Here is a 24475-nt window from a genome sequence, read left to right on the forward strand (position 1 = left end):
CGCTGGTGAACGGCGGTTGAACGGCTTCGGTGTGCGGCCTCGGCGATGGCAGGGTGAGCAGCATGGACGGTCGTGACCTGGTGCGTTGGGCGAGGGTGTGGGGTGCGGGGGGCGCGGAGCGGGGGTTGCGCGGGGTGCGGGCGGCCTGGCGCAGGAGGCGCGCGGACGCCCTCGGGCTGCCGCCGCGGGGCGCGGAGCGGGCCAGGGTGCCGGGTGCGGTGCGGGAGGCGGAGCCGGGGCCCGGTGGCGGGGTGATCCGGTTCGCGCGTGCGGAGCTGCGGGTGGCGGTGGCACCGGACGGGGCGGTGTTCCTGGGGTGGGACGGGGCCGGTCCGCTGCCCTCGTACGCGCTGGCGGGGGCCTGTCCTGAGCCGGATCCGAGGGCGGCGCTGGAGCCCGACAAGGACGGCGGCTGGCGGGTGGTGGCCGAGCGGGTCACGGTCGCGGTGTCGCGGTTCGGCGGGATCGAGGTGCGTACGCCGGGCGGGGTGACGCTGCGGCGGGAACTGCCGCCCCGGTGGTGGGAGCCGGTGGGCGGCGGCCCCGCGCGCTGGACCCAGCGGGCCGAGACGGCGCCGGACGCCCGGGTCTTCGGCCTCGGGGCGTGGGCGGAGGGGCCGCGGCTGCGGGCCGGGAGGTACCGGCTGTGGAACGCGGGGCGGGTGCCGGGGCCCTCCGGTGACGGAAGGCCGGGTCCGGCGATGCCGGTGCAGCTCGTGGTGGCCGACGCGGGCACGCATCTGGTGTTCCACGACTCGTCCTGGGACGGGACGGTGGTGCTCTCGGAGGGTGAGGAGGGGGCCGGTTCGGGGCACGACCGGCCCGCGACGTGCGAGGTGCGGATGGAGGGCGGTCCCCTGCGCTGCTGGGTGGTGGTGGGCTCCCCCGCCCGCGTGCTGCGCGTCTGGGCCTCGCTGACGGGCGGGGCGGCGCTGCCGCCGGCCTGGGCGCTGGGGCACCAGCTGGCGCCGGGCGACCGCGGCGACGAGCGGGAGGTGCGGCGGCTCGTGGCGGAGTACCGGACGCGCGGGCTGCCGTTGGACGCCGTGCACCTGGGGGCCGGGCACGCCGACCGGCAGCGGGTGTTCACCGTCGACCGGGAGCGGTTCCCGAAGCTGCCGGTACTGGCCGGGGAGTTGCGACGGGAGGGGGTGCGGCTGGTGTCCTTCGTGGAGCCCGCCGTGCGTGCGGAGCCCGGGTACGCGGTCTTCGAGGGCGGTGGGGCGGAGGACGTGTTCGTGCGGGGGGCCTCGGGGCGGCGCGTGGAGGGGCTCGCGCGGCCGGGGGCGGCGGTGTACCCGGATTTCACGCACGCGCGGGTGCGCGCCTGGTGGGGTGCGCAGTACACGGAGCGCCTCGCGCAGGGCTTCGCGGGGTTCTGGCACGAGGGGGACGAGCCGGTGTCGTTCGCGGCCTTCGGGGAGAACACGTTGCCCCGCTCGGCCCGGCACGCGCTGGAGGGCCGGGGCGGGGATCACCGGGAGGCCCACAACGTGTACGCGTTGTGCATGGCGCGGGCGGCGCACGAGTCCCTGCGGGCCCTGGCGCCCGGGGAGCGGCCCTTCGTGGTGTCGGGCTCGGGCTGGGCGGGCTCGCAGCGTCACGGGGGTCTCTGGGCGGGCGGAGCGGTGGCCGGCTGGCCGGGGCTGCGGGCCTCGTTGTCGCTGGTGCTGGGGCTCGGGTTGTCGGGGGTGCCGTACGCCGGGGCGGACCCGGGCGGTGGGGAGGGCGGATCCTCGCCCGAGCTGTCCCTTCGCCGGCTGCAGCTCCAGGCGTACCTGCCGCTGTTCCGTACGCGTTCCGGGGCGGGGGGCGAGCCCTGGGAGTGGGCGGCGGAGGTGCGGGAGCACGCACGTGCGGCCCTGCTCGAGCGGCGCCGGCTGCTGCCGTACTTCCTGACGCTGGCGCATCTGGCCCGCCGGACGGGGGCGCCGTACGTGCGCCCGGTGTGGTGGGGGGCGCCGGAGGACCGGGGGCTGCGGGACTGCGAGGACGCGTTCCTGCTCGGTGACTGTCTCCTGGTGGCGCCGGTGCTGGAACCGGGACGGGACCGGCGTACGGTGCGGCTGCCCCGGGGGCGCTGGTACGACACGGCGACGGGGCGGGCGTACGAGGGGCCGGGGAAGGTCGTGGTGGAGGCCCCGCTGTCGCGGATTCCGGTGCTGGCGCGGGCGGGCGCGGTGCTGCCGGTGCGGGGCGCGGACGGGGGTGTGGAGCTGGAGGTGTGGGCGCCGGGGCGCGGGCGGACCGGGGGCGGGTTCTTCGTGCCGGAGGGGGGTGGGGGTTCGGACGAACCGGTCGTCGAGCGGTATGTGGCCCGGCGGCACGGCGGGCGGGTCCTCGTGCGCGGGCACGGGGCGGAGGGGGAACCGCCGTATCCGGTGCGGGTGCGCGGGCTGCCCGGCACGTGAGCGAAACGGCCGGGGCGTGCCCTCCTCAGATGTAGCGGCCCTCGAACCAGGCGCGGACGGCCAGGGTGTGCAGGGGGAAGGCCAGTTCGACGGGGCGGTGCAGGAGTCGCCGCTCCTCGGTCTCGCCGGTGCGGGTGAAGGGCGGCAGGTCGGCGGCCGGGCGTTCGGGCAGGAGCCCGAAGAGCAGCAGGTGGCCGTCGGGTGAGCTCATCGCGTCGGCGAGCCGCACCTCGCGGTCCGCCGCGTCGATGCCGGTCTCCTCCCTGAGTTCCCGGACGACGGCGTGCCGCCAGTCCTCCCGGTGGTCGACGAAGCCGCCGGGCAGTGCGGTGCCGCCCCGGGCCGGGGGGATGACGCGGGTGATCACGACCAGGCCGGTGCCCCGGGTGTCGTACGCGGGCTGGAGCGCCACCGCGACGGGCAGGGGGTTGCGGTAGGCCGTGGTGCCGCAGGCGGCGCAGGTGCGCGGCCACCCGGTGGCGTCCTCCTGGTAGGGCGTGCCGCAGCTCGCGCAGTGGGAGTCCGGGCGCGGGGCGGCGGAGGGGCGGTGGGATGCGGACACGCCGCGGACTGTAGCCGATCACCGCGCGGACGTCTGCGGTCCCGGCACCCCGGTCCGACCCGGCACCCCGGTCCGGGCCGGGCGCCCCGGTCACGGCGCGGCGCCCGGGGCCGGGGCTCAGCGCTTGCCGGGGAGGGAGGCGCGGGAGACCGGGAAGTCGAAGTAGGTGCCGGGGTACGGCTCCGGCTGGTACGTGTAGTGCCACCACTCCTCGGCGAGGTTGACGAAGCCGAGGCCCTCCAGGGTGCTCTTCAGCAACTGGCGGCGGGCGCGCGGGGCGCCGGTGACGCGGGGGTCGTCGGTGTGGGCGAGGGTGTCGAAGCAGTCGTAGCCGGTGCCCATGTCCACGGAGTTGTCGGGGAACCGCTCGTCCTTGGGGGCGTAGCAGGGCACCAGGGGCTCGCCGGGCACGTAGGGGCGTGTCGGCCGCGCCGGGAGCTCGACGAGGGTGAGGTCCATCGTGGAGCCGCGGCTGTGGCCGGACTTCTCGGCGATGTAGCCGTCCTCGAACAGTCTCGTCTTGTCGACCCGGGGGTAGAACTCCGTCTTCATCCGCTGGTCGTCGAGGTCCTCGGCCCAGCGCACGAAGTGGTCGACGGCCCGCTGCGGCCGGTAGCAGTCGTACACCTTCAGGGTGTAGCCCTGCGGACGCAGGCGTTTCTGGGCCCGGTGCAGGGCCTCGGCGGCGGGGCGGGTGAGGAGGCACAGGGGCTGCCGGTAGCCCTCGACCGGTTCGCCGACGAAGTTGTGCGGGGTGGCGTAGCGGATCTCCTCCAGGATCGTCGGGTCGACGTCGCGCAGCGCCACGAAGTCGGCCGGGGCCTCGGGTGCGGGGGTGGCCCGGGCGGGGGCGGTGGCGGCGCCGAGGGTCAGGAGCGCGGTCAGGGTGGTCACCAGGGCGCGGACCGTGCGTGGGAGAAGTGTCATGCACCCTGCGTTTATCAGATCTTCGGGCGCGGGCGGGGTGAAGGCGGAGGGATGGCCGGAACCACCCCCGTCGGTCCCGGCCATCCCTCGCGCTATCTCGGACGCCGTCGGGGCCCGCACGGTTCTCCCGGTCGCCGGTGGTTTCCGCGGCGGCCGGAAATCCGCGCTCCCCGGGGATCCGAAAAGCGCGGTCAACGCCTCGGGGCGCGGGGGCGGCCGGCGCCGCCTCGTGGTGGCCTCGTCGGCGCGAGGGGCGGGATCAGGGGTTCCGGGCCCAGAATGGAGATGTGCGTTTCACCCGCTTTTCGCATGATGCGTTCGGTCGTTCCGTCGTTCTCGCCCCGCGCCTTGACGCCCCAGGAGCACCGGTGAACACTTCCGGAAGGCAGTCGGCCCGCCGCGCGACCTCGGAACCGCACCCTGCGCATCTCCCGAACCGAGCGACCAAGGGGTAAGTCATGCCGGACACCGCCCACACGTACGTCGCCGCGATCGACCAGGGCACGACGTCGAGCCGCTGCATCGTCTTCGACGGGGACGGCGCGATCGTCGCCGTCGACCAGCGCGAGCACCGCCAGATCTTCCCCCGGCCGGGCTGGGTGGAGCACGACGCCACCGAGATCTGGTCCAAGGTGCAGGCCGTGGTGGCGGGCGCGCTGGCCAAGGCGGGGCTGCGCGCCAACCAGCTCAGCGCCCTCGGCATCACCAATCAGCGCGAGACGACTCTGCTCTGGGACCGGGCCACCGGCAAACCCGTGCACAACGCGATCGTCTGGCAGGACACCCGGACGGCCGACCTGTGCGAGGACCTGGGTGGCGCGGACGGCCAGGACCGGTTCCGCGAGCAGACCGGGCTGCCCCTGGCCAGCTACTTCTCCGGGCCCAAGGCGTCCTGGCTGCTCGACAACGTGCCGGGGCTGCGCGAGCGGGCCGAGCGGGGTGAGATCGCCTTCGGGACGATGGACTCCTGGCTGATCTGGAACCTCACCGGCGGCCCCGACGGCGGACGGCACGTCACCGACGTCACCAACGCCTGCCGCACCATGCTGATGGACCTGCGGACCCTGCGGTGGGACTCCGCGATCTGCGCCGCCATGAACGTGCCCGAGGCGATGCTGCCGGAGATCCGCTCCTCGGCGGAGGTGTACGGCACGGCGGTGGGCCAGCTCGCCGGCGTCCCGGTCGCCTCGGCGCTCGGCGACCAGCAGGCGGCCGTCTTCGGTCAGGCCTGCTACGACGTCGGCAGCGCCAAGAACACGTACGGCACCGGCAGCTTCCTGCTGCTCAACACCGGAGAACGTCCGGTGCCCTCGAAGAACGGCCTGCTGACGACCATGGGCTACAAGATCGGTGACGAGGCGCCGGTCTACTGCCTGGAGGGCTCGATCGCGATCACCGGCGCGCTGGTGCAGTGGTTCCGCGACCAGCTCGGGATCATCCGCAGCGCCGACGAGATCGAATCGCTCGCGGCGAGCGTGGAGGACAACGGCGGGGCGTACATCGTGCCGGCGTTCTCCGGCCTGTTCGCCCCGTACTGGCGTTCGGACGCGCGCGGGGTGGTCACCGGGCTGACCCGGTACGTGACCAAGGCGCACCTCGCGCGGGCGGTCCTGGAGGCGACGAGCTGGCAGACCCGCGAGGTCGTGGACGCGATGTACCAGGACTCCGGAGTGCGGATCAACACCCTCAAGGTGGACGGCGGCATGACCGCCAACAACCTGCTCATGCAGCACCAGGCGGACGTGCTCGGCGTGCCGGTGATCCGGCCGAAGATCTCCGAGACGACGTGTCTGGGCGCCGCCTACGCCGCCGGTCTCGCGACCGGGGTGTGGAACAGCCTGGACGAGCTCAAGGCGCACTGGGCGAAGGACGCCGAGTGGACGCCCCGTATGGAGGACTCCGTGCGGGACCGCGAGTACCGCAACTGGCGCCGGGCGGTGGAGAAGAGCTTCGGCTGGGAGGAGCGGGGCGGCGGGGACTGACCGAGGACGACCGGCACGCGGGCGACCCATACGCGGGCGGACGGGTACGCGGGTGGGTGCGCGCGGGCGGACGGCGCGGGAGTGGGTACGCGCGGGCGGCCGGCACGGGAGTGGGTACGCGCGGGCGGCCGGCACGGGAGTGGGTACGCGCGGGCGGCCGGCACGGGAGTGGGTACGCGCGGGTGCCCGCCCTCCCCCGTCGGCGGGCTCTCAGACGGTGGCCGCCCGGCGGCGGTCCGCGGCCCGCGCCATCGCGTGCCCGACGACGTCCACCAGGACCTCCTTGACCGACTCCCGCTCGCGGGCGTCGCACAGCACGACGGGGACCGCCGGGTCGAGGTCCAGTGCCTGCCGCACGCTCTCCGCCGGGTACCGGGCGGCCCCGTCGAAGCAGTTGACGCCCACGACGAAGGGGATGGAGCGCCGCTCGAAGTAGTCGACCGCGGCGAAGCAGTCCTCCAGCCGGCGGGTGTCGGCGAGGACGACCGCGCCCAGCGCACCGGTGGCGAGTTCGTCCCAGAGGAACCAGAAGCGGTCCTGCCCCGGGGTGCCGAACAGGTACAGCACCAGGTCCTCGCGCAGCGTGATGCGGCCGAAGTCCATGGCGACGGTGGTGGTGTGCTTGCCCTCGACACCGCGCAGGTCGTCGACGGGGCGGCCCGCCTCGGTGAGGAACTCCTCGGTGCGCAGCGGCCGGATCTCGCTGACCGCGCCGACCAGGGTGGTCTTGCCCGCCCCGAAGCCGCCGGCCACGAGGATCTTGAGCGTGACGGGCTCGACCGGCGGCGCACCGCGCTCAGAACGCCCGAAGATCATCGCTTGTCTCTCCTGCTCGTTCGGTGTCGGCGACGCCGGTCACCGGGCCCGGCGGGAGCCCGGGGACGGCGCCCCGTACGCGCGTCACAGCGCCCTGAGGCCGTTGATCACGTCGCGCAGAATGCTTTCGTCAACGAGTTCCGCCGCCGGCACGGGCCGTGACACATGGACCAGTTCCTCGTCCACGAGGTCGCCGATCAGGACCCGTACCACCCCGATCGGCAGGTCGAGCCCGGAGGCGAGTTCCGCGACCGACTGGGGAGCCTCACGGCACAGTTCGACGATGTCCATGTGCTCCGGGGACAGGGAGTCCGCCCCGGCGGCGTCGGCCCCGGGTTCCGCCAGCACCAGCGCGATCAGGTCGAGCCGGTGCTGGCCCGCGTGGCTCGTGCGCCCGCGGGTCATGGCGTACGGGCGGACCACCGGTCCGGCCTCGTCGTCGAACCAGTGGCCGCTGTCCCGTCCCTGTGCGGGTCCCTGTCCCTCGGGGTTCATGCCCTGTCACTACCCACCGGTCGGCAGATCGGTGCGCGGGGCCGTGCCCAGGTGCGTGCCGACCCGCTTGACCAGCAGCGTCATCTCGTAGGCGACCTGCCCCATGTCCGCATCGGCGTCCGCGAGGACGGCCAGGCAACTGCCGTCGCCGGCGGCGGTGACGAACAGGAAGGCCTCGTCGAGTTCCACCACGGTCTGGCGGACGCTGCCCGCCTCGAAGTGTCTGCCGACGCCCTTGGCCAGGCTGTGGAAGCCGGAGGCGACGGCGGCCAGGTGCTCGCCGTCCTCCCGGCTCAGGTCCGTGGACGTTCCGGTGGGCAGGCCGTCGCCGGACAGCACGATCGCCTTGCGGATGCTGGCGACGCGGTCGACCAGGTCGTCGAGCAGCCAGTTCAGTTCGCCCTTCGCGCCGGTCCGGTTGGCGGCTGCGTCCTTCGGTGCGGTCATCGACCGTCCCCCTTTGTCGTTCCTCGTGCCGAGCCGTCCGGTCCCTCGTCCCCGGCGGCGTTCTCGTGGCGGCCGCGCTGCCAGCCCCGCTGGAGCGAGGCCATCCGGCTGCGGACCTCGTCCGCGTCACGGTCGGCGGGGTCCGCCGCGTCCGTGCCGCCGGGCCGGGTGTCGGGGCCCTGCCTCAACTGCGGGGCGAGGCTGGCCTGACGTACGCGCCTGGGCAACGGGCCCGCACCCGATTCTGCCTCTCCGGTCGCGGGGCCGGTGCGGGGGGTGGGGTCCGTGGTGCCCTGCTGCGGGCCGGCGGCGCCGGATCCGGGCGCCCACCGGTCCTCGCGGAGGCGGCCGGTTCCGGTGCGATCGCCGCCGCGTACGGCCCCGGTGTCCGGCCGGTCGGTGCGGCGCCGGCCGCTGACGGGCCGGCCGCCGTCGGGACGACCGTCGCGCGGGCGGTCGTCGGGGGTGTGCTCCGCCTCCGCGCCCTCGCCGTGGGCGCGGGCCGCCTCGGAGGGCTCCTCGTCCCAGCCGCCGCGTCGCGCCCGGCCGTCCGGCACGGGGCGGCCGTGCGAGCTGACCAGCTTGGGGGCGTGGCGGCGCGGCAGCGGTGCGGGGCCCTCGGACCGCCCGGCGTCCTCGTGGGCGCCGGGCTCCTCGCCGGTGCCGCGGGTGTGCTGCTCCTCGGGCACCCCCGCGAGCGGCCTGCGGGGTCCGAACAGTCCGCGGTGCCCCTCGTCCCCGCTCAGGGCCTCGGGGAACCCGGCGAGCGCGTCCAGGTCGACGGGCGCCTCGAGTTCGACGGGGCCGTCCAGGACCGGGGCGGGCAGTCCGGGCGGGTCGCCGGGCACCCGGCCGAGCGCCGCGTCGCGGCCCGCCCCGCCCCTGGCCTTCTTGCCGGACAGCCGGTCCAGACGGAAGCCGGTGCCGTTGGTGTCCGGGATGTCGTCGGTGAGCAGCGTGTCCGGGATGAGGACGACCGCGGTGATGCCGCCGTACGGGGAGGGCTGCAGGGAGACGCGGATGTTCTGCCGCTGGGCGAGCCGGCTGACGACGAACAGGCCGAGCCGGTCGGTGTCGGAGAGTTCGAACTCCGGCGTCTCGGCGAGCCGCAGGTTGGCGTCCAGGAGGGCCTCGGCGGCCATGCCCAGGCCGCGGTCGTGGATCTCCAGGGCGAAGCCGTTGGGGACGCGTTCGCCGATCACCTGGACCGCGGTGTGCGGGGGCGAGAACACGGTGGCGTTCTCGAGGAGTTCGGCCACGAGGTGGGTCAGGTCGGCCACGGCGGGGCCGGTCACGGCGACCCGGGGCAGTCGGCGGACCTCGATGCGCTCGTAGTCCTCGACCTCGGCGACGGCGGCCCGTACGACGTCCATGAGCTGGATGGGCTTGCGCCACTGCCGGGAGGGCGCGGCCCCGGAGAGGATGACCAGGCCCTCGGCGTGGCGGCGCATGCGCGTGGTGAGGTGGTCGAGGCGGAACAGGTCGGCGAGTTCGTCGGTGTCCTCGGTCCGGCGCTCCATCGTGTCGAGCAGGGTGAGCTGCTTGTGCAGCAGGACCTGGCTGCGGCGGGCGAGGTTGACGAACACCTCGGAGATCCCGGCGCGCAGTTCGGCCTGCTTGACGGCGCCCTCGACGGCGGCGCGCTGAAGGGTGTTGAGGGCCTGTCCGACCTCGCCGATCTCGTTCTTCTCGTACTCCAGGCGCGGCGCCTCGGTCTCGACGTCGACCTGTTCGCCCGCCGAGAGCCGGCGCAGGACGCCGGGCAGCCGCACGCCCGAGGCCTCGTGGGCCTCCTGGCGCAGCCGGCGCAGGTCGCGGACGAGGCCGCGGCCCACGCGGACGGAGAGCACGAGGGAGAAGAGCAGGGCGACCAGCCCGAGGACGCCCACGACGGCGGCCTCGGTGATGGTGCTCACCGCGGCCGGGTGGACCCGGTCCTGGTAGCGGTCGGTCGCCGCGTCGTCGAGCGCGGCGAGCCGGTCGAGCACACGGCCGCCGAGGGTGTCCCAGCTCTTGGCGGTGACGCCGGGGGGCATCTCCTCGGGGTCGGTGTTGAGGACGAACTTCTCGGCCTCGCGCAGCGGGGCGGTCGGGGCGCCCTGCCAGAAGCTGTCGTAGCGGTCGCGTTCCTCGGCCGGCAACTGGTCCATGCTGACCTCGTAGACGGCCCCGCGCCGGGCGATCAGCTGGGAGATGTCCCGCAGTTCGGTGCGGGTGACGCAGCCGGCGACGAGGGCGGAGCCGAGCAGGGCGTCCTCGCGGGAGAACAGCTCCCGGGCGCGGGCGGCGTTGACGAGGGCGCGGTACTGCTTGTCGAGTTCCGTGGTGTCGACGACGTCGAGGGTGGCGAGCATGGCGTAGCAGGGGTCGACCACGCGGTTGTAGAGGTCGAGGGCCTGCGCCCGGGTGAGGCTGGTGCCGTCGATGCTCTCGCGCAGCGAACCGATGCTCTTGAAGCCGTCGAGCACGGTGGCGAGGCGGGCGGAGTCGTCCGCGTCGAGCGCGTCGCGCACCTTGGAGGAGGCGACGTTGCCGCGCAGGGTGGAGAAGGCGTCGTCGGTGGCGATCCGGGTGCGGCGCAGCGCGCCCAGCGCGTCGGAGGCGCGCGGGTCGGCGAGGTAGAGGAGGGTCTGCCGTCGCTCCTGCTCCAGGGCGCGGACGGCGTCCTCGGTGGGATAGGCGACCTTCTCCATGACGGAGGAGACGTGGAAGAGCTGGACCACCTCGCGGCCCATGAGGAGCGAGGCGTAGCCCCAGACCGCGGTCAGGGCCAGCAGTGGCACCAGGAGCAGCGCCACGATCTTCCGGCGGATGGACTTCCCGCGAAAGCGCATGGCCTCCCCCAGCCGGCCCCTCTCGGATCAGGGGCACACATGTGCGTCAACAAACGGCGTGAGCCTACTACTGCCGAGGGGGGAACTCGACGCTCCACAGGTGTGGGCGAGGTGCGAAAGGGGAATGCGGCGGGGGGAGTTGTCCATCGATAGGGGGCATGCGCGGATATGCGCGTACGCACCCGCGGCGGCCGGGGGTCCTGGGCATCGGAGCGCGGCGACCGGCGAGTTGGCCGAGATTTTCCCTGCCCGGGGGAATCTTCACGGAACCCGGATCGTCTTCCCCTACAGATACCTACGGGTTCCTACAGGGGAATCGGGGGCGGAACCGGCGACAGCCGCCGTATGCCGCACTCAGGCGGCGTATATCTGTGCAAGCCGGGCAGCAGCTGGGAAACGGGCGTCGGACGGCGCCCGTGGGCGGCCGGGCGGCAGCGGGGAGGACAAGTTGATGGGGACGGCGGAGCGGAGCGAGGCGCCCGCGAGCGGGGCCGTCGGTCATCCGGGTCTCGACGGGGGCGGACGGGAGTCGGCGTACGCGGAGTCCGGAGACGAGGAGCTCGCGTACGAGGAGTCCGGGTACGACGAGGACGAGAGCGAGCGGGAGGCGTACGCGCGCCGTGCCCCGCTGTGGGTCGAGGAGCCGGCCAAGCGGCGCAGGCTGCCGGATCCGGTGCGGACGGCGGCCGTGCGGGCGGTGCTGCTCATCGCGGTGACGCTGGTCCAGGCGGTCACGGCGTTCCTGTGCACCCTGGCCGGCTCCTGGCTGGCCTTCCCGATGGTGCTGAGCAGCGTGGTCAGCACCATCGTGGCGACCTGGGGCGTACTCGACGTGTGGGTGACCCGGCAGGTGTGGAACCAGCGCCACGGCGTGGTGTCCACGCCGAGCGCGGCGGCCCGGGCGCTGCGGCGCGAGCGGCGCCGGGTCCGGCGCCAGGAGCGGTCCGCCGCGCGGGCGCAGGAGCGCATACGCCGGCGGGGTGCGGGGCAGTTGTCGCACCCCTGACGGAGGAACTACGCCTCCCCTCTCCCGCGCCCCGCGCGGGAGAGGGGAGGCGTTCTCACGTCTGAGGGGTCTCCTGCGGCCGCCTGAACATCCGGGTGGCCGTGATCTCGCTGTGGACCGCCTCGTCCGGGTCGGTGGGCCGGGGCAGCCCCGGGCGCAGGTGCTCCTCGACGCTGATGTACTTCAGCCCCGCCCTGAGGTCGGCGTCATTGCGCAGCCGGATCACCAGGGGGAACTCGGCAAGCGCGGTCGTGTCGAACAGCCCTGTGGTGTACAGCAGTTGCACGCCGAGCGCGTCGGAGACGGCCCGCTGGAGCTCCAGCAGATAGGTGGCGTTGGCGCGGCCGATGGGGTTGTCGAGGAACAGCGTCCCGGCGTGCCGGTGCCTGTCCCGGCCCCGGTCGTTGGAGCGCAGGGCGGCCATCGTGCAGTAGAGGGCGATGGCCGCGGTGAGGAGCTGCCCGCCGGAGAAGACGTCCCCCATCTGCCCGACGGGCACGCGCTCGGCGCGCAGCACCGCGTCCGGCTTGAGGATCTCCACGGCGACGCCCTTGGGGTGCAGGGCCGCGCCGACCCCGCGCAGCAGCAGCGACATGCCGTCCCGGCGCAGGTCCGCGTTCTTCCTGACGGCGGAGCGGGTCGCCTCGTCGACGACCTCGCCCAGCCGTTCGGTGAGGGTGGCCTGGTCGGGTTCCTCGAAGCGGATGCGGAGGAATTCCTGTCCGGACCATTCGCCGAGTCCCTCGGGCAGCCGGGACAGGCGCTGCGCGGAGCGCAGGGTGGCGAGCGCGGACTCCACCAGACCGCGCAGCCGGTCCACGATGGAGTCGCGGTTGCGCTCGAGCTGCGCGAGTTCGTCGGTGAGGACGCGCAGCCGCGGCGCGAAGGCCTCCTGCCAGCGCCGGGCGTGCTCCGGCAGCGCGGCGGCGGGCAGTTCGCGGATCTGCTGCCGGGCCGGGGTGCGGACCTGTTCGTACCGGGTGGAGTTGGCGTGCCGGACGAGGACGTCGCTCGCCTCGCGGACGGCGCCCTCGGCTGCGGACAGGTCGGCGGCGCAGCCGCGCAGTGAGCGGCGGGCCTCGACGGCCGACTGCCGGGCCTCCTCCAGGGTGCCGGGAAAGGGCTCGGGGGCGGCCTGCTCCTCCTCGGTGGTGTGCTCGCGCAGCAGGTCGCGGAGCATCGCGGCGGTCTCGTCGAAGCCGCCGGCCGCGTCCTCGGCGGCCCGGTGGGCCTCGAGGAGTTCGGCGTGGGTGTCCCGCGCGCCGCTCAGTTCCCCGGTACGGGCGGCGAGTTCGGTGGTGGCGGTGCGCAGGAGTGCCTGGGCGTGCTCGGCGTCGCGGGGAACGAGGTCCTCGGGCAGTGCGGTGTGTGCCTCACCGTCCTCGGGGGCGAGCCGTTCGGCCTCGCCGCGCAGCCGGCCGAGCTGCTCGCTGGCGGTGGACATCCGCGTCTCCAGCAGCTGCACGAGTTCCTCGGCGCGGGCGGCGGCGGCCTGGCGGGAGGGCCCGTCGGCGCCGTCCGGGGCGGCCAGGAGCTGCTCGGCGCGGGTGCGGACCTTGTTGGTGAGCCGGTCCAGTTCCCTGCGGGCGGCGGACTCCTCGCTCTCGGCGCGTGCCTGCTCGGCCCGCAGGTCGGCGCCGACGCCGACCTTCTCGTACAGCTGGGAGGCGGCCCGGTAGGCCTCGCGCAGCGCGGGGAGCGAGGAGGCCGGGGCCTCGGCCCCGTCCTTCTGTGCGTCCTCCGGTACGTCCTCGGGGGCGCCGGCGATCTCGGCGCGTTCGGTGCGCAGGGTGCGGGCGGTGCGGCGGGCGTCGTCGGCGGCGCGCTGGGCGGCGCGCCGGTCCTCGTCGGCGGCACGGGCGCGGTCCAGGCAGGCCTGGGCGCGGGCCTCGGACTCGACGGCCACGTCGGCGAGTTCGCGCAGGCCCGCCTGCCAGCCGGCGCGTTCGCGCAGCCGGAAGGCGAGTCCGGCGAGCGCGTCGGCGGCGCGCCGGGCGCGCTGCGCGCTCTCCTGGCGTTCCTCGCGCACGGCGGTGGCCTCAGCGGCGGCCTCCTCGGCCTCGGCGCGGGCGGTGCGGGCCTCGGCGAGTTCGGCCTCGGCCTCCTCGGCGAACGCGCGGGCCTCGGCGGCCGCGCCGGCGAGTTCGGTGAGGCGGCCGGCGGGGCAGCCGGTGCGCCAGGAGGCGAGCCGGGCCGCCAGTTCGCGGTCCTTGGCGAGCCGGGCGGCGAGCGCCCGGATCTGCTCGTCGCGTCCGGTGGCGCGGGCGCGCAGGGCCTGGCGTTCCTCGTCGGCGGCGTGCTCGTCGTGCATGGCGGGGTTCGGCGGGACGAGGAACACCTCGCCCTCCCCCGCCTCCGGCGCCGGGGTCGGGGCGAGCAGGGCGGCGGCGGTGCCGACGGCGACGGCGGAGCGGGGCAGCAGCGCGGCCTCGCCGAGCGTCTCGCGGGCGCGGGCGTGGGAGGCGGGGTCGGTGATGATGACGCCGTCGACGAGTTCGGGGCGGGCGGCGAGCACGCGCGCGTGGTCGGCGGGGTCGACCGCCTGGGCCAGGTAGCGCCAGCCCGGCAGCGCGGGGATGCCGTGCTCGCCGAGGAACTCGACGGTGGCCAGGACGTCGGGGCCGGGCGGCAGCAGTCCGCCGTCGCCGAGGGCGCCGAGGATGCGGGCGTCGTCGGCGGCGGCGGTGCGCAGGTCGAAGAGCTGCCGTTCGGCGGAGGAGACGGCCTCGTCGAGCAGTTCCCGCAGTTCCTCGGCGAAGTGGTCGAGCTGTTCGGGGGTGAGGGGGCGGCCGGGGGCGTCGCCCAGTGCCGTGGGGGCGCGCTCGGGGCCCCCGGGGCCCTGGGCGCCCTCGCTTTCGTGCCGGCCGCCGGGCGGGGCCTCGGTTCCCGTCCTGGGGCCCGGGACGCCCGCCCGTGCCGCCCCGGACGGGCCGGTCGCGGCCGCCGTCGGGGTGCCGGGCAGGCCGAGCAGCTCCGCGAGGCGCTCCTCGGTGGCCAGGGACTCGGCGAGCCTCAGCTCGGCCTCGTGGGCGCGGGTGGCGGCCGTGGCCGCGTCGGCCGAGCGGGCGGCGGTCAGTTCGGCGCGGGACTCGGCCGAGGCGGCCTCGCGGGCCAGGTCCGTGGCCCTGCGGGCGGCCTCGCGGGCGGTGTCCCAGGCCGCGACCGCGTTCTTCTCGGCGTCACTGGCGGCGAGCGCCGCGCGGGCCGGGTCGGCGTCGGGCGCGCTGTCGTCGAGCCAGCCGGCCCGCACTGCCTCGGCCGTCTCCTGCTCGACCTCGGTGAGCCGCTGGCGCAGGTGCCCGGCCTCACTGCGGGCGCGCTGTGCCTCGGTGGCCGCCGCGGTGGCGTCCCGGTGGGCGGCCTCGCCCGTCTCCTGAAGGGCGGCCGAGCGCTCCTCCTCCTCGTTGGCGAGAGCCTCGGCCTCCCCGGCGGCCGAGCGCAGGGCCCGTACGAGGTCGACGGCCGCCTTGGCGCGGGCGGCGAGGGCGGGTGCCGCGTCCCGTTCGGCCTCACGGATGGCGGCGGCCACGCGGGCGGAGCGGTCGGCGGCGGCACGGTGGCGCAGCACGACCTCGGCGGCCTGCCACGCGGAGTGCAGGGTGCGGGCGTCGGCGAGTTCCCGTTTCTGGGCGGCCGCCCCCTTCTCGGCGCCGGCCAGGGCCAGCGAGGCGTGCCGGTAGGCGAGTTCGGCGGCGACCAGGGCGGCCCGTTCGCGGGCGCCCTCGGCGTGGGTGACGGCGTGGGCGGCGGCGGTGACGCGCTGGGCGAGGTCGGCGGCGCGCGCCCGTTCCCGTACGCCCCGCGCGGACAACCGCCGGGCGAGGGTGCGGGTGCGCCGCTCGGCGGCCGCGTGGATGTCCCGGGCGCGGGCGCGGGTCTCGGCGGCCTCGACGATCCGGCCGAGCAGGTCCACCGACCCGGCGGTGAAGTCGCGTTCGGCGATCAGTTCGGCGCGCCGGCCCAGTTTGTTGCCGAAGCCGCTGACCAGGTCGGCGAGTCCGTCGGTGTCCCGGGTGTCGGTGACGGCGCGCAGCAGCAGGTCGGTGAAGTCGGAGTCCTTCTTGACCGCGAAGAGGCCGGCGGCCTCGCCCTCGTCGGCGTTCATCTCCCGCTGGTAGCGGAAGAGTTCCGGGTCGAGGCCGAGGTCGGTGAGGTGTTCGTTCCAGCGGTCGTGGATCTCCTCCCAGTGGACCTCCAGATGCGGGTAGGCCTTGCCCGCGTCCATGAGCGCGTCCCGGAAGCCCTTCATCGTGCGCCGCCGGCCGCGGGCGCCGGAGACGCCCTCGACGGGAGGCCGGACGGCGGTGGACTCGGCGACCGGCAGGTTGTCCAGGGTGAGGCCGGGGCCGGGCCGGAAGGAGTACCAGGCCTCGGCGAACTTGCGCGGGTCGCTGGAGACCTGGCGGCCGCGCCACTCGCTGGCCTTGCCCACCACGACGCACTCGCCGGTGAGCGTGTGCTGCCACTCCAGGGCCACGTGTCCGCAGTCGTCGGCGAGCAGGAACTTGCGCAGCACGCCGGAGCTGGCGCCGCCCAGGGTGTTGCGGTGGCCCGGCAGCATCACGGAGAAGATCAGCTTCAGCAGGACGGACTTGCCGCCGCCGTTCTCCAGGAAGAGGACGCCGGCGGGCGCCGGCCGGCGGGGCGGGCCGACCGGTTCCTCCTCGAAGAACTCCGCCTGCTGGGGCGCGGGGTCGGGCACGGGCTCCCCGACGCCGCGCAGGTCCAGCACGGTGTCGGCGTAGCGCGCGCCGGCCGGCCCGATGGAGTAGAGGCGGACCCGGGACAGTTCGTACATCGGCTGGCTCTCGTCGGTCTTCGGCGGATCGGAGTGCCGCGGTCCTCGGCGGACCGGCGGGCGTGGACGCGGGTCAGGCCCGCGGGGAGTGGAAGGGCAGTCCGGCGTCGGCCACCAGTTCCAGGTCGTCGCTCTCCTCTGCGGGCAGCAGGGTCGGTGTGCCGTCGGTGACCGGGACGACGCCGAGTTCGAGGAGTTCGGCCATGGCGGCGCTGCCGGCCATGTCGCGGACCTGGAGCTGGTAGCGGGCGGTGGTGCGGTAGGTGCCGCCGCCGTCGTCGCCGGTGCGCTGCAGGAAGCCGGAGTCGGTGAGGAAGGCGACGGCCTTGCCGATGATGCCGGTGGTGGAACCGGCGAGTCTGCGGGCGTCCTTGGTGGCGCCGGTGGCGCTGCGGCGCACCCAGATGCGCCAGGCGGCCTCGAGGCCGGGGGCGTCGGTGGCCGGGTCGGTGTTCTCGCCCCGCTCGGCGGCCCGTTCCTCCAGGCGGCGGCATGCCTGGCGGACGAAGGAGTCGACGCCGTTGACCGTGACGCGGCCGATGTAGCCCTCGTCGGCGAGGTCCTCGGGGCGGGGGAAGGCGAGGGCGGCGACGGCGAGGTGGGCGAGGCCGTGCAGGAAGCGGTCGCCCGCGTCGGCGGAGGTGCGGCGGGCGTAGTCGCCCATGCGGACGGCGAAGACGGAGTCCTCGGCGGCGGTCACGGCCATGCCGGCGCGCGGGGAGACCTCCAGCACCACGAGGCCGAGCCCGGCGGCCACGGCCTCGGCGAGCCGGGCGAACCGCGGGTCCTCGCGGTGGCGGCGCAGCAGTTCGGCGTACTCCTGGTCGCGGGCGGGCTGCAGTTTGGGCTGCAGTCCGAAGGCGACGAGTCGCGCGGCGTCGGCGGCGTCGGCGGGCGTGACGCCGGCGCTCGCCGGTGGCGCGGCGACGGCCTCCGGCTCGCTCCACTCGACGGGCTCACTCACGGTCGGGGCTCCTTGGTGCGGGGGGTGGGTGCTGCGGGGAGGCGGGAGGGGCGGGGGCGGGCGCTTGCGGTGCCGGGGCGGCGGAGCGCGGCGGCCGGGCGGGCGGTGCGCACGGCGGGGGTCTCCCCTCGCGGGTTCACGCGGGCTCCGAGCGGGCCGTCGCCATCGCCGCCGCGTCCAGCAGGGCCGTGCCGACGATGAGGTCGGCGCCGCCGAACTCCCGGTCGTCGAGCTGGGTGCCGTCGTCGACCGCGAAGAGCAGTCTCTCCTCGCCCTGCCGGTAGGCGGTGCCGACCGGGGGGCTGGCCGCGTGCACCGCCAGCAGGGCGACGAGGTAGGGCAGTTCGGGGTCGCGGCGGCGGGCCTCCGCGAGCAGGCCGGAGAGCCGGCGGGGCGCGTCGGCGGGCAGGTCGAGCAGTTCCGTGGCGGCGGCGAGCTGCTCCTGGCTGAAGCGGCTGTCGTCGGGGGTGGCGATGAGGTCGGGCTCGGGCATCTCGGCGCCGAGGTGCTCACGTTCCACGGGGGGTGTCAGCAGCAGGTCGACGAGGTCCCCGACGCGCACCGAGGCGGGGGTGCGCAGTCCCGTGCCGCGGGCGAAGAAGGCGTCGGTGACGCGGACGGACTGCTCCAGCGGCAGCGGCAGCAGCGGGGCGAGCAGCTGTCCGTACAGGTCCGTGCCGGAGGCCGCGGTCGCCGGGGCGAAGGCCTGGCGGTCCTGCTCGGCGCGGAACAGCGGGCCGGCCTCCAGCAGCCGGGACTGGAGCTGGGTGTGGCGGCGGATGCAGTCCTTGACGATGTCGACGAGCTCGGCGGCGCGCCGCTTGTTCTCCGGGTCCCCGGACTCGTCGCGCGCGCGGCGGATGTTGGTCAGGATCGCGTTCTCGTGGCGGTAGCGGTCGGCGACGTGGTCGAGGGCCTCGGCGATCATGTCGGGAACCGCGTTGAGCCAGTCCACCGCCCGTACGTTGCGCCGCGTCGCCTCCAGGGCCCGGCGCAGCGTCTCGGCGTACTGCACGGTGCGGTAGCGGGCCTGCTCGGCGGCGAGCTGGGCGTCGGCGAGCCGGCCCCGGCTGACGAGGACCTCCAGTTTGACCTCGGCGGCGATCTGGGCGCTGGTCACGTCGGTGTCCAGGGCGCCCACCAGGACGTTGACCGCCTCGTCGGTCGTGCGCAGGTAGACGCCCCCGCCGTAGCCGGGGACCTCCTCGACGAGCTTGAAGTCGTAGTCCCGGCGCACGTAGGTGCCGTCCTGGGCGAAGGTGCCGTACACGGCGCGGAAGCCGCGGTCCACGCTGCCGACGTTGATGAGGTTCTCCAGGACCCAGCGGGCCACCCGTTCGTGCTCGGCGGCCGGGCGGTGCGGGGCCTGGGCGGCGATGCGCGGGAGGAGGCGGGAGACGATCTGCTCCTGGTCGGCGCCCGCGTCGAAGTCCATGTGGAGGGTGACCAGGTCGATGGCGGCGAGGGCAACCTCGGCCATCCCGTACACGGAGTACTCACCGGCGAGGTTGGCCTTGCGGGCGTCCAGGTCGTGCAGGGGCGCGGTGCAGGCGAGCGCGCGCAGGCGGCGGGCCAGGCCCTCGTCGGCGGCCGGTCCCGGCGCGGGGCGCGGGCCCGCGCTGAGCTGGGGCGGAACGCGATCCGTCGGTACGGGGGAAGTCACGGTGCACAGACTAGGTCCTGGGTCCGACAACGGGCCAAACGGTGCGCGGGAACGCGTTCACGACACCCCCGCGGCGCGCGGGGCCGGAAGGGACCGCTCCCGGGACGGCATGTCTGAGGCCGTCCCGGGAGGGACGGCATGCCTGAAAGCCGTCCCGCGATCCCTGGCGGGACAGGCCTCAGACCGCGTCCGCCACCCGGCGGGCGTAGACGTCGACCAGGCCCTCGCGGGAGTCGTCGAGGTAGGTGGCGAGGAGCTGTTCCGCCTGGTCCCGTTCGCCCGCCCGGAGGGCGCCCAGGAGGTGGCGGTTGCGGGCGAGGTAGGGCTCGTGGAGGCGGCGGGGGTCGTCCACCACGTGGAAGGCGAGGCGGAGTTCGGCGAAGACGCTGCGCATCACCTCGTCCGTGCGGTCGCTGCCGGCGAGGGCGACCAGGGCGCGGTGGAAGTGGATGTTCGCGGTGGAGACGCCCTTCCAGTCGCCCTCGCGGGCGGCCGCCGTGCCTTCCTCCACCGCCGCGGCGAGTCCGTCCACGGCGTAGGGCGGGGCGCCCAGGCCGCGTACGACGGCGCACTCGACGAGCCGCCGCACCCGGTAGATGTCCTCCACGTCCTCGACGGTCAGCACCCGTACGAACACGCCCCGGTTCAGCTCGTGGACCAGCAGCCGCTCGTGCGTGAGCAGCCGGAACGCCTCGCGCAGGGTGTTGCGGGAGACGCCGAGCGCGCCGCCGATGTTGTCCTCGGACAGCCGGGTGCCGGGCGGGAAGTAGCCCTCGGCGATGCGGCTCCTGAGGATGTCCGCCACCCGCTCGGCGGTGCTGGTCCGGCCCAGGAGGGCGCGGTCCTCGGCCAGCGGCGTCAACTGGTCTGCCATGGGCGGAATTCAATCACGTGCAAGAACAAGGCGACATGGGTATTGAAGGATCGTTGAACGATCCTCTACCTTCCTGAGTAGCGGCCCCCGAGGGCACGCACCGCCCGGCCCGCTGTTCGACTCCCTCGCCCGGCCCGCTCGACCGCTCCAGCCGCTCGGCCGTTCCACCCGCTCCACCCGCTCCACCGCACCCTCCGTCCCCTTACCGCGAGGTGCCCATGAGCACGACTCCTCCCTCCCGCGCCCCCTCCACCACGGACCCCCGCCCCGGCGAAGGACACGCCACCGGCACCCCGGTGGCCGACGAGGGTCCGCTCGCCTTCTGGCGTGCCCTCGGACCGCGCGGCCGGCGCGCCTTCGGGGGCGCGTTCGGCGGCTACGCCCTCGACTCCTACGACTACTTCACCCTCCCGCTGAGCATGGTGGCCCTGGCCGCCTACTTCGGCCTGGACAGCGGCCAGACCGGACTGATCACCACCGTGACCCTGGTGGTCTCCGCGGTCGGCGGCGCCGTCGCGGGTGTCGTCGCCGACCGGATCGGCCGCGTCAAGGCGCTGATGATCACCGTGCTCACGTACGCGGTCTTCACCGTGGCCTGCGGTTTCGCGCCCAACTACGAGACCCTGCTGCTCTTCCGCGGGCTCCAGGGGCTCGGTTTCGGCGGCGAGTGGGCGGTCGGCGCGATCCTGGTCGCCGAGTACGCGAGCGCCCGGCACCGGGGCCGCACCCTGGGCGCGATCCAGAGCTCCTGGGCCGTCGGCTGGGGACTGTCCGTCCTCGTCTACACGCTGGTCTTCTCCTTCGCGGGCGACGACCTCGCCTGGCGCGTGATGTTCTGGACCGGCGCGCTGCCCGCGCTGCTCGTGCTGTGGGTGCGGCGCCGGGTGCAGGACGCGCCCGAGGCGGCCGCCGTCCGCCGGGAGAGCACGGAGAAGGGCTCGTTCGCGGCGATCTTCCGGCCGGGTACCGCGGGCGAGCCCGGGCTGCTGCGCACGACCGTCTTCGCGGGACTGCTCTCCACCGGCGTCCAGGGCGGCTACTACACACTGGCCACCTGGGTGCCGACCTATCTGAAGTCGGAGCGCGGCCTGTCGGTGGTCGGCACCGGCTCGTATCTGACGTTCCTCATCTCGGGCGCCTTCGCCGGCTATCTGACCGGCGGCTACCTCACCGACCGGCTCGGGCGCCGGCGCAACATCTGGCTGTTCGCCGTGCTGTCGGCGGTCTGCGTCCTCGCCTACACCCACATCCCCGACGGCGCCAACACGCTGCTGCTGATCCTCGGCTTCCCGCTCGGCTTCTGCATGTCGGCCATCTTCAGCGGCTTCGGCTCCTACCTCAGCGAGCTGTACCCGACGGCGGTGCGCGGCACCGGCCAGGGCTTCACCTACAACACCGGTCGCGCCGTCGGCGCCGTCTTCCCCACCCTGGTCGGCTATCTCGCCGACAGCTGGGGTGTGGGCGGCGCGCTGGTCTTCGGCGCCCTCGGCTACGGCCTCGCGGCGCTCGCGCTGCTGGGGCTCCCGGAGACGCGTGGAAAGGAACTGCGGTGAACCGCACCCAGGACCGCCCCGTGACCGCTCTCGCACCGCACGCGCACGCGTGGAGCCCGGCCACCGCGCGCGCCCGCTTCCGCGCGGGGCTCGCCGGCCCCACCGCGGGCGTCGCCTTCGGGCACACCCAGGCCAATCTGATCTCCGTCCCCACCGACTGGGCCTACGACGTCCTGCTGTTCTGCCAGCGCAACCCGAAGCCCTGCCCGGTCCTCGACGTCACGGACGCCGGCTCCCCGGCCACCGTGCTCGCGGAGGGCGCGGACCTGCGGACCGATCTGCCGCGCTACCGGGTGTGGCGGGACGGCGAGTTGGTGGACGAGCCCACGGACGTCACCGCGTACTGGCGCGCGGACCTGGTGTCGTTCCTGATCGGCTGCAGCTTCACCTTCGAGTCGGCGCTGACGAAGGCCGGGGTCCCGCTCCGCCACATCGAACAGGACCGCAACGTGCCCATGTACGTGACGGACCGGCAGTGCCGTCCGGCCGGACGGCTGCACGGCCCGATGGTGGTCTCCATGCGCCCCGTCCAACCCGAGCACCTCTCGGCGGCGATCCGGGAGACCAGCCTGCTCCCGGCGGTGCACGGCAGCCCGGTGCACTGCGGGGACCCCGCGGTGCTCGGCATCGAGGACCTCGCCCGGCCCGACTTCGGGGAGCCGGTGGGGCTGCGGCCGCGCGACATCCCGGTGTTCTGGGCGTGCGGGGTGACCCCGCAGGCGGCCGTCATGGCCTCCCGGCCGCCGTTCGCGCTCACCCACGCCCCGGGGCAGATGTTCCTCACGGACGCCCGCGACGAGCAGTACCGCGTAGCCTGAAACCCGGAGAGCCGGGGGCCGGCACCGGCCCCCGGGCAGGAGAGAAAATGATCGACCTGAACGCCGATCTCGGCGAGGGCTTCGGCCGCTGGCGGCTCACCGACGACGCGGCCCTGCTGTCGGTCGTCACGAGCGCCAACGTGGCCTGCGGCTTCCACGCCGGGGACCCGTCCACCATGCGCCGGGTGTGCGCGCTGGCGGCGGAGCGGGGCGTCCGCATCGGCGCCCAGGTGTCCTACCGCGACCTCGCCGGCTTCGGGCGGCGCGCGATGGAGGTGCCGGCCGAGGAGCTGGCCGCCGAGGTCGCCTACCAGATCGGCGCCCTGGAGGTGTTCGCCCGGGCGGCGGGCGCGCGCGTGGCCTACGTGAAGCCGCACGGCGCGCTCTACAACCGGGTGGTGCACGACGGCGAGCAGGCCGCGGCGGTGGTCGAGGGCGTGCTCCTCGCCGACGCCGCGCTCCCGGTGCTCGGGCTGCCCGGCTCACGGTTCCTGGCGGCCGCCGCGAAGGCCGGTCTGCCCACCGTCACCGAGGCGTTCGGGGACCGCGCCTACACCGAGGAGGGCACGCTGGCGCCGCGCGGACACGAGGGCGCGGTCCTCACGGAGCCGGACACGGTGGTCGAACGGTCCCTGGGGCTGGCCCGCGAGGGCGAGGTGACCACGCTGTCGGGGCGCCGCATCCCGGTGCGGGCGCGCTCGCTGTGCCTGCACGGCGACACCCCGGGCGCGGTGGAGCTGGCCCGCCGGGTGCGGGCACGGCTGGAGGAGGCCGGCGTACGGGTGGAGGCGTTCGCATGACGGTCCGGGCGCTGCCCGTCGGCGACCGGGCCCTGCTGGTGGAACTGGACTCCGGCGAGGCGGCCCAGGCCCTCCACGCGGAGCTGCTGCGCCGCCGGGCCGCGGGCGCGCTGACGGTGCGGGAGATCGTGCCCGCCGCGCGCACGGTCCTCCTCGACGGCCTGGACGAGCCCGGCCGGCTCGCGGCCGAACTGCCCGGCTGGGAGGTGCCGCCGGTCGCCACCCGCACGCAGGAGGCGATCGAGATCCCCGTGCGGTACGACGGGCCCGATCTGCCGGACGTCGCCGCGCTGTGGGGTGTGCCGGAGACCGAGGTGGCGCGGATCCACTCCGCGGCCGACTTCCGGGTCGCCTTCTGCGGCTTCGCCCCCGGCTTCGGCTATCTGACGGGGCTGCCGCCCGCGTACGACGTGCCGCGCCGGCCGACCCCGCGCACGGCGGTCCCGGCGGGTTCGGTCGCGCTGGCCGGGCCCTACACGGGGGTGTACCCGAGGGCCTCGCCGGGCGGCTGGCAGCTCATCGGCACGACGGACGTCGTCCTGTGGGACCACACGCGGGTCCCGGCCTCGCTGCTGAGTCCGGGGGCCCGGGTGCGCCTCGTCCCGGTGACCGGCCGGGGGGACGGCGCGGTGGGGCCGTCATGAGCGACCGCGCCCTCGCCGTCGTCCGCCCCGGGGCGCTGACCACCGTGCAGGACCTCGGGCGGCCCGGCCACGCCCATCTCGGGGTGCCGCGCTCGGGCGCCCTGGACGCGCCCGCGGCGGCCCTCGTCAACCGCCTGGTCGGCAATCAGCCGGCCGCGGCGGTCCTGGAGACGACGCTCGACGGCTGTGCCGTGCGACCACGGGCGACGGTCACCGTGGCGGTGGGCGGCGCCCCCTGCCCGGTCTCGGTGGACGGCCGTCCGGCGCCCTGGGGTGCCCCGTTCCGGGTGCCGGGGGGCGCCCTGCTGGACATCGGGGCCGCTCGGTCCGGGGTGCGCGCCTATGTCGCCGTCTCCGGCGGGGTGGCCGTCGAGTCGGTGCTCGGCAGCCGCTCCACCGACCTGCTGTCCGGGCTCGGCCCGCCGCCGCTCACGGCCGGCGCGGTGCTCCCCCTGGGCCGGCCGGTCGGTGCGCCGGCCCGCGTGGACCTCGTGCCGCAGCCCGCGCCGCCCGCCGAGCTCGTGCTGCGGGTCACGCTCGGACCGCGCGAGGACTGGTTCACCGCGCGTGCGGTGCGCACCTTCACCACGCGCGTCTATCGCGTGTCCTCCGCGAGCAACCGCATCGGGCTGCGTACGGAGGGGCCCGCCCTGGAGCGGGCGCTGTCCGGGGAGCTGCCCAGCGAGGGCATGGTGCTCGGCGCGGTGCAGGTGCCGCCGGACGGCCACCCGGTGGTGTTCCTGGCCGACCATCCGACCACCGGCGGCTACCCGGTGCTCGCGGTCGTCCGCCCCGCCGACCTGCCGGCCGCGGCCCAGGCCGCCCCGGGCACCCCGGTCCGCTTCGTGGCGGTGCGGCACCGCTGAGGCGGGGGCCGCCCT

At 75.2% G+C, this 24475-nt stretch carries 18 protein-coding genes; 8 read left to right on the forward strand and 10 right to left on the reverse strand.

What is annotated here, in order from left to right; all coding sequences use genetic code 11:
* The first annotated feature begins 62 nt into the window (after positions 1-62).
* Positions 63-2411, forward strand: coding sequence for a glycoside hydrolase family 31 protein (locus tag OHB09_RS05175; RefSeq protein ID WP_328921663.1), 2349 nt, complete (start codon positions 63-65; stop codon positions 2409-2411).
* A 25-nt stretch (positions 2412-2436) separates the two neighbouring features.
* Here OHB09_RS05175 and OHB09_RS05180 read toward each other — a convergent pair whose 3' ends face one another.
* Together OHB09_RS05180 and OHB09_RS05185 are read right to left on the reverse strand one after the other, a co-directional pair.
* Positions 2437-2973: an NUDIX domain-containing protein gene (locus OHB09_RS05180; protein WP_328919165.1), complete on the reverse strand. Its 537-nt coding sequence runs from the start codon at positions 2971-2973 to the stop codon at positions 2437-2439.
* Between the two features lie 117 nt (positions 2974-3090).
* Positions 3091-3900: a M15 family metallopeptidase gene (locus tag OHB09_RS05185; RefSeq protein ID WP_040895994.1), complete on the reverse strand. Its 810-nt coding sequence runs from the start codon at positions 3898-3900 to the stop codon at positions 3091-3093.
* Between the two features lie 458 nt (positions 3901-4358).
* Between OHB09_RS05185 and glpK the strand changes: the two genes are divergently transcribed.
* Positions 4359-5882, forward strand: a complete 1524-nt coding sequence (gene glpK, locus OHB09_RS05190; protein WP_167793879.1) for a glycerol kinase GlpK — start codon at positions 4359-4361, stop codon at positions 5880-5882.
* 210 nt (positions 5883-6092) lie between these two features.
* Here glpK and OHB09_RS05195 read toward each other — a convergent pair whose 3' ends face one another.
* The 4 genes from OHB09_RS05195 to OHB09_RS05210 all read right to left on the reverse strand — a co-directional run bounded on the left by OHB09_RS05195 (position 6093) and on the right by OHB09_RS05210 (position 10474).
* A complete protein-coding gene (locus tag OHB09_RS05195) occupies positions 6093-6698 on the reverse strand; it encodes a GTP-binding protein (protein WP_006141499.1) in 606 nt (201 codons plus the stop codon).
* A gap of 84 nt (positions 6699-6782) precedes the next feature.
* Positions 6783-7193, reverse strand: a complete 411-nt coding sequence (locus OHB09_RS05200) for a DUF742 domain-containing protein (RefSeq protein ID WP_006141502.1) — start codon at positions 7191-7193, stop codon at positions 6783-6785.
* 9 nt (positions 7194-7202) lie between these two features.
* Entirely contained in the window at positions 7203-7640 is a 438-nt protein-coding gene (locus OHB09_RS05205) for a roadblock/LC7 domain-containing protein (RefSeq protein WP_006141503.1), read from the reverse strand.
* Positions 7637-10474, reverse strand: coding sequence for a nitrate- and nitrite sensing domain-containing protein (locus OHB09_RS05210; protein ID WP_328921664.1), 2838 nt, complete (start codon positions 10472-10474; stop codon positions 7637-7639). Before OHB09_RS05210 ends, OHB09_RS05205 begins: the two co-directional genes overlap by 4 nt.
* A gap of 451 nt (positions 10475-10925) precedes the next feature.
* Here OHB09_RS05210 and OHB09_RS05215 point away from each other — a divergent pair, with 451 nt between their 5' ends.
* Positions 10926-11480: a hypothetical protein gene (locus OHB09_RS05215; protein WP_006141507.1), complete on the forward strand. Its 555-nt coding sequence runs from the start codon at positions 10926-10928 to the stop codon at positions 11478-11480.
* Between the two features lie 55 nt (positions 11481-11535).
* Here OHB09_RS05215 and OHB09_RS05220 read toward each other — a convergent pair whose 3' ends face one another.
* The 4 genes from OHB09_RS05220 to OHB09_RS05235 all read right to left on the reverse strand — a co-directional run bounded on the left by OHB09_RS05220 (position 11536) and on the right by OHB09_RS05235 (position 19779).
* Positions 11536-16278 carry a hypothetical protein gene (locus OHB09_RS05220; protein WP_328921665.1) on the reverse strand — a complete coding sequence of 1581 codons (4743 nt, stop codon included), beginning with the start codon at positions 16276-16278 and terminating at the stop codon, positions 11536-11538.
* A 73-nt stretch (positions 16279-16351) separates the two neighbouring features.
* Positions 16352-17242 (reverse strand): hypothetical protein, encoded by an 891-nt coding sequence (locus OHB09_RS05225; RefSeq protein ID WP_006141510.1) that lies wholly within the window; start codon positions 17240-17242, stop codon positions 16352-16354.
* Positions 17243-17378: 136 nt separating this feature from the next.
* A complete protein-coding gene (locus OHB09_RS05230; protein ID WP_167793525.1) occupies positions 17379-18905 on the reverse strand; it encodes a hypothetical protein in 1527 nt (508 codons plus the stop codon).
* 178 nt (positions 18906-19083) lie between these two features.
* Entirely contained in the window at positions 19084-19779 is a 696-nt protein-coding gene (locus OHB09_RS05235) for a GntR family transcriptional regulator (protein WP_006141515.1), read from the reverse strand.
* A gap of 218 nt (positions 19780-19997) precedes the next feature.
* Here OHB09_RS05235 and OHB09_RS05240 point away from each other — a divergent pair, with 218 nt between their 5' ends.
* Genes OHB09_RS05240 through OHB09_RS05260 form a run of 5 tightly spaced genes read left to right on the forward strand, consistent with a single transcriptional unit; the run spans position 19998 to position 24460 of the window.
* Complete coding sequence (locus OHB09_RS05240) at positions 19998-21332, forward strand: MFS transporter (RefSeq protein WP_328921666.1); 1335 nt, start codon at positions 19998-20000, stop codon at positions 21330-21332.
* Positions 21329-22150, forward strand: coding sequence for a putative hydro-lyase (locus tag OHB09_RS05245; RefSeq protein ID WP_319351937.1), 822 nt, complete (start codon positions 21329-21331; stop codon positions 22148-22150). Before OHB09_RS05240 ends, OHB09_RS05245 begins: the two co-directional genes overlap by 4 nt.
* A 47-nt stretch (positions 22151-22197) precedes the next feature.
* Positions 22198-22950: a LamB/YcsF family protein gene (locus tag OHB09_RS05250; RefSeq protein WP_006141518.1), complete on the forward strand. Its 753-nt coding sequence runs from the start codon at positions 22198-22200 to the stop codon at positions 22948-22950.
* On the forward strand, positions 22947-23594 hold the full coding sequence (locus OHB09_RS05255; protein WP_006141519.1) for a 5-oxoprolinase subunit B family protein: 648 nt from the start codon (positions 22947-22949) through the stop codon (positions 23592-23594). Before OHB09_RS05250 ends, OHB09_RS05255 begins: the two co-directional genes overlap by 4 nt.
* Positions 23591-24460, forward strand: coding sequence for a 5-oxoprolinase subunit C family protein (locus OHB09_RS05260; protein ID WP_328921667.1), 870 nt, complete (start codon positions 23591-23593; stop codon positions 24458-24460). The genes OHB09_RS05255 and OHB09_RS05260 overlap by 4 nt, the downstream gene beginning before the upstream one ends.
* The last annotated feature ends 15 nt before the right edge of the window (positions 24461-24475 follow it).

The sequence above is a fragment of the Streptomyces griseoaurantiacus genome (genome assembly GCF_036189845.1).
Lineage (GTDB): Bacteria > Actinomycetota > Actinomycetes > Streptomycetales > Streptomycetaceae > Streptomyces > Streptomyces griseoaurantiacus.